The organism is Kitasatospora sp. NPDC091257 (assembly GCF_044757675.1).
Classification (GTDB): domain Bacteria; phylum Actinomycetota; class Actinomycetes; order Streptomycetales; family Streptomycetaceae; genus Kitasatospora; species Kitasatospora lactacystinica.
This window is the reverse complement of the sequence record NZ_JBIVVI010000697.1, coordinates 1-4,899: the sequence shown is the minus strand read 5'-3', so window position 1 is coordinate 4,899 and position 4,899 is coordinate 1. Positions and strand designations below refer to the sequence as shown.

Annotated in this window: 5 protein-coding genes; all 5 read right to left on the bottom strand. The window is 75.3% G+C overall.

Features of this window, described 5'->3' with window-relative positions:
* Positions 1–88 precede the first annotated feature (88 nt).
* The gene (locus tag ACIQOV_RS27580; RefSeq protein ID WP_401053012.1) at positions 89–2,437 is read right to left on the bottom strand and encodes an FtsX-like permease family protein; all 2,349 of its coding nucleotides are present in this window, start codon (positions 2,435–2,437) and stop codon (positions 89–91) included.
* Positions 2,434–3,120, bottom strand: coding sequence for an ABC transporter ATP-binding protein (locus tag ACIQOV_RS27575; protein WP_401053009.1), 687 nt, complete (start codon positions 3,118–3,120; stop codon positions 2,434–2,436). The genes ACIQOV_RS27580 and ACIQOV_RS27575 overlap by 4 nt, the downstream gene beginning before the upstream one ends.
* The gene (locus ACIQOV_RS27570) at positions 3,117–3,650 is read right to left on the bottom strand and encodes a PadR family transcriptional regulator (protein ID WP_401053006.1); all 534 of its coding nucleotides are present in this window, start codon (positions 3,648–3,650) and stop codon (positions 3,117–3,119) included. The genes ACIQOV_RS27575 and ACIQOV_RS27570 overlap by 4 nt, the downstream gene beginning before the upstream one ends.
* 130 nt (positions 3,651–3,780) lie before the next feature.
* Positions 3,781–4,263, bottom strand: a complete 483-nt coding sequence (locus tag ACIQOV_RS27565) for a hypothetical protein (protein WP_401053003.1) — start codon at positions 4,261–4,263, stop codon at positions 3,781–3,783.
* A 53-nt stretch (positions 4,264–4,316) separates the two neighbouring features.
* Positions 4,317–4,899: aspartate/glutamate racemase family protein (locus tag ACIQOV_RS27560; RefSeq protein ID WP_401053000.1), on the bottom strand; the 583-nt coding region annotated here is incomplete at its 5' end.

The window sequence follows — 4,899 nt, the reverse complement described above, 5'->3', positions numbered from 1 at the left end:
CCCGTGCCGCCGTCTCCCGCCCCGGCGCGGGAGACGGCCCCTCACGGGGATCGGCCGGGGTGCGTCGGGGCGCCGCGCGGGATCCGGGCTACTCGTAGCGCAGCGCGTCGGGCCGCATCAGCCGCAGGAGTTGCGGCAGTCCGAGGGCGGTGGTGAGGAGGACCGCGCCGGCCGCGATTCCCGACATGGCCAGCATCGAGCCCCAGTCCACGTTCCACGGGACGCCCGCCGCGTACTGCAGGACCGCCCCCATCAGCAGGCCGCCGACGGCCGCCAGCACCAGGCCCAGGGCCATCGGGAGCAGCGTCTGCCAGAGCACCGACAGGCCCAGGACGCGGCGGCGGGTGCCGACGGCGTTCAGCACGCCGAGCACGCGGCGCTGTTCCCGGAAGCGCTCCAGCTGGCCGACCAGCAGGCTGAGGGAGACCAGCAGGAGGGTGACCGCCGATCCCGCCGTCAGCAGGCGCTTGACCGCGAGGTAGGTGGGGTCGAGCGTGTTGTCGAGCGGGAACCCGGTGCGGGCCTGCGGGTCGATCGCCATCACGGCGGTGGTCAGCTGCTCCTTGGGGTCCGTCAGGCCGTCGGCGAGCGACACCAGGACGGTCGCCGGCTGTCCGCGCAGCGCCTCGGCCGGCACGGCGGCGGGGGTGAGCAGCAGCAGGCCGGATCCGAGCCGCCCGTTGGGGTCCGCGCCCTCGACGGCGGTGACGGTGGCCGTCACGGCGGGCAGCGGGAAGGGGGCCGGCTCGCCGGCGCCCCGGAAGTAGGCGGCGTGGACGGTCGTCCCGGGCCGGACCGGTTCGGCGTCCGGCCGCCCGGCCGGGCCCTGGACCGCGAAGGCGTCACCGTCCTTGCAGTCGGGCAGGGTCGCGAAGCCGCGCAGCACCGTGCAGGAGGCGATCCGGACCGAGGGCAGCTGCCAGGACCTGGCCGTCCCGCTCTCCAGGGAGAACTCGGTGTACGCCGCGGTGGCCTTGACCCCGGCGCTGCGCGCCAGGCGTTCGGCGATGCCGTCGGCGGTGGGCGCGCCGCCGGGGAAGGACACCGACTGCTGGTACGGCCCGGCGGCGGGCACGTCCCGGGTGATGCCCTCGTACTGTGCGCCGATGCCGAGGAAGAGCGTCTGCAGGGCGATCGCCCCGGCGATCGCCACCACGACGCCGCTGACCGCCGCGGCGGCCGGTCCCGAGCCCAACTGCAGGCGGCGGGTGGCCAGTTGCCAGGACAGGCCGCCGCCGCCGGCCCGTCGGGCGACGGCCTCCACCAGCCACGGCAGGAGGGTGCAGACGCCGATCAGCGTCAGCATCACGCCGGCCGCCACGAGGAGCGATCCGCGCGTGCCGTTCACCGGGTCGAAGAGCGCGAGGGCGAACACCGTCAGGGCCAGGCCGGCCGGCGGCAGCATCAGGCGCCATCCGATCCGGCGCCGGCCGGGGCCGGAGCGGCGGACCACGCCGAGCGGGTCGACGGTCGCCCGGCGCATCGCGAGCAGGGTGACGCCGATGCCCATGAGCGGCACGACCACGGCGATCGCGGCGGCGACGGCGGGCTGCGGTGCGACGTCCTCGGGGTAGAAGCTGAATCCGGCGAGCCGGATCCGTCCGATCGCCTGTCGGCCGATCAGGAAGAGCGCCGCGCCGGCGGCCAGGCCCAGCACCGCGCCCACCAGGGACTCCCCGGCGGCGATCCGGGCGGTCATCCGGCGGTCCGCGCCGCCGAGCCGCAGGGCGGCGAGCCGGCGGTCGCGCCGTTCGCCGCCGAAGCGCGCGGCGGCGGCGAGGAAGACCCCGACCGGGGCCAGCATCACCGTCAGGCCCACGGCGTTGAGCAGGATCAGCTTCGGGTCCATGGATTTGGGTGGTGAGAAGTGGCCGAACTCGGTGATCCGGACGGCGCCGGTGTCCACCGAGAGGCGGTCGCCGCCGAGCACGAAGTCGGCCTGGCCGGGTCCGAGCAGCCCGGCCGGGCCGATGGTGCCGACCACGGGGTGGGGCAGGCGCTCGCGCAGCAGCTGGTTGGCGGGGTCCTTCAGCAGGTCGGCCAGGGCCGGGGAGACGGCCATCTCGCCGGGCTTCGGGTAGGCGGCCACCCCGGGCGGGAGCGCCGCGTTCGGGCCCTCGGGCTGGACGATCCGGCCGCGGACGGGCGTGCCGTGGAAGGTGGTGTCGGCGACGGCCACGAGGACCGTCCGGTCGCCGGGGGTGGGCAGGTCCTCGTCCTGGAAGGTGTCGTTCTGCGTGTACAGGCGCTGGTCGCGGTGGTGCACGATGCCGGGGAAGGAGGCGGTGAAGAGCAGCAGGGCCACTCCCAGGCCGACGCCGCAGGCGGTGAGCAGCAGTCGGCCCCAGCCGTCCCGTCCGCTGGTGACGGCCAGTCGGGCGCCGAGGGCGAGCTGGTCCAGGGCCGGCCGGCGGACCTTCGGGTCGGCGGCGCTCACCGGGCGCCCGCCAGGTCTCGGGTGCGGCCGTCGCGGACGACGACCTCGCGGTCCGCGTAGGCGGCGACCCGCGTCTCGTGGGTGACCAGGACGACGGCCGCGCCGGTCTCGCGCGCGGCGAGGGTCAGCAGCTTCATGACGCGTTCGCCGTTGAGGGTGTCGAGGGCGCCGGTCGGCTCGTCGGCGAACACCGCCTTGGGGCCGGTGATCAGGGCGCGGGCGGCCCCCACCCGCTGGCCCTGGCCGCCGGATACCTCGCCGGGGCGCTTGGCGGCGACGTCGGTGACCTCCAGTCGTTCCAGCCACTCGCCGGCGCGGGCCTCGGCGGCCTTGCGGCGCATGCCGTTCAGGCGCAGCGGCAGTGCGACGTTCTCCAGGCAGGAGAGTTCCGGGACGAGCTGGCCGAACTGGAACAGGAAGCCGAACTCGGTGCGCCGCAGGGCGCTGAGCTCGGCGTCGGTGCAGGTGGTGAGGTCACGGCCCTGGTAGCCGATGGTGCCGCGGTCGGGGCGGGTGATGCCGGCGAGGCAGTGCAGCAGGGTGGACTTCCCCGAGCCGGAGGGGCCCATGACGGCGACGAGTTCGCCGGCGGCGACGGTGAGCGAGGCGCCGGCGAGGGCCGGGGTGAGGCCGAAGGACTTGTGCAGGTCCTGGGCGGTGAGCAGGGGTCCGGCGCTGGTCAACGTGGGGTCTCCGTGAGGCGGGCGGTGAGGTCGTCGAGGCGGGCGGCGGTCAGTTCCAGCCAGCGCAGGTCGGCCTCCAGGTGGAACAGCGCGTGGTCGCAGATCAGTTCGTCGGCGAGGTCGCCGGCGAGCTTGCGGCGGGTCAGTTCGCGCATGGTCCGCAGGTGTTCGGCCCGCTGGGTGTCCAGGACGTCGGCGGCGGAGCGTCCGGTCAGGATGGCGAGCACGACCTTGTGGTAGAGGGTGCTCTGCAGGTACGGCTGCGGGTCCTCCGGCTGGGTGAGCCAGTCGGCGAGGTCGGTGACTCCGGCGTCGGTGATCGCGTACCGCTTGCGGTCCGGGCCGCCGCCGGCCTCCACGCCCTCCACGACGACCAGGCCGTTCTTCAGCAGCCGGGAGAGCGTCGCGTACACCTGCCCGTAGTGCAGGGAGCGGTCGCGCCCGAAGTGCTCGTCGTAGAGGCGTTTGATGTCGTATCCGTGGCGGGGCTGGGCTTCCAGGAACCCGAGGAGCATCTGTCCGAGTGACATGATCAAGGACTATACACATCATGTATACATGGTGTGCATAGCGAGGCGGGCCCCGGCGGTGGGGCCGAGGGAGCCGACCGCACCCGCGAGGGCTGCGGCTGGCGGGCGGTCGGTTCCCGCCCCCGGTCGGTCAGGCGTCCGGCTGGGTGACCGTCAGCCCCCAGTGCACGTCGGGGGCCGACGCCTTCACCCCGACGTGGAAGGACCGGCCCTGCTCGGCCGTCACCACCGCCGAGCCCCTGTCGACGGCCTCGGCCGGACAGGGCACGGTGAACTCCACCGGGGTGGTGTCGCCGTAGTACGGCGTGAAGGTGACCCGCACCTCGCCCGCGCCGCCGCTGCCGCCCCGGCAGCCGACCGTCACGGTGACGGGCGGACCGGCCGTGTAGGCGCCGCCGGTGACCGCCCCGCCGTCACCGATCCAGTCCGGGATCCAGATCAGCCCCTCCTGCCCGGGGTAGGGCAGGATCTCGCCCGTCCCCGGCGTCCCGTGCCCGATCTCCCCGATCTCCCCGGCCTGTCCGGCCTGTCCGGCGGACGCCGGGACCGCCGTCACCGCGATCGCCGCCACCGCCGCCACCGCCGTCGTCCAGGCGAAACTCGCACGCCTCATGGTCATCCCCTCCGTGGTGCCGGGCCCGGGCGTCCCGACGCACCCGCACAGTGTCATCCGGCACCGACAGCACCGCCTGAGTACGGATACTCAAGCGCCGCCTGCGCGGGGCGTGACACCGCGGCGGCGGCAGCGGCGCGCAGCCCGAGGGCCGGGCTGGACAGGACCGGTACGGCGGTCGCGGTCCGCTGCGCGGCGTCCGCCATGGACGCCTGGGCGAGGACGACGGCGTCCGCGTCGACCACGGCCTCGACGGCGGTGGCGATCGCGGTCAGGTAGCCGGCGCGGTCGCCGCTCTCGAACCGCTCCCAGGCGCCGTCGACCAGCGTGGCCGTCACCGTGACCGGCCGGCCGGATCGGGCGGCCTCCTCGTCGACGAGGGCCGTGGTCGGGCCCAGGGTGCCGGCCAGTGCGGCGATCACGGCGATGCGTGTCGCCGCTCGGCCGCCGCCGGGTGCGACGGCGACGGCGGCCGCCGCCATCGGACGGTCGACGCGCAGCACGGGCACTCCCAGCGCCGCGGCCCGGGCCTCCGCGAAGCCCCCGATCGTCGAACAGGTGCACAGCACCGCCGCGGCCCCGGCGGCGATCGCCGGGGCGAGAGCCCGGTCGATGTCCCCCGCCACGGCCTCGGGC